Raw genomic sequence first — 244 nt, 5'->3', positions numbered from 1 at the left:
AGCACCAAATTCCGCGCCTAGAATTTATGATATAACAGGATTTAAAACAAAAGACGACGCTTTTGTTTTTGCATTCAGAAATACAGCAGGTAGTGTAGGAACTCCATATGTTCAATTTGGTAATCCAATATCATTTCCACCTGGAAATTACCCAAGAAAGATTATCGCTGTATATAGAATAAAAAGCGATGGCAAGTTTCAGGCTGGCTGCAATGGGGTTTTATCAACACCAGCATCAACAACG

The 244-nt window shown here is 38.1% G+C and carries 1 protein-coding gene; it reads left to right on the top strand.

Annotated features, from left to right (window positions below):
- Positions 1-244 (top strand): hypothetical protein (locus SB756_RS34160; protein WP_410913767.1); only part of this gene is annotated, 244 nt, incomplete at both ends.

The sequence above is a fragment of the Pseudomonas sp. SIMBA_068 genome (assembly GCF_046534705.1).
In the GTDB taxonomy this organism is placed as follows: domain Bacteria; phylum Pseudomonadota; class Gammaproteobacteria; order Pseudomonadales; family Pseudomonadaceae; genus Aquipseudomonas; species Aquipseudomonas putida.
Note: the sequence above shows the minus strand (reverse complement) of the source record. Positions and strands in the feature narration are given on the sequence as shown.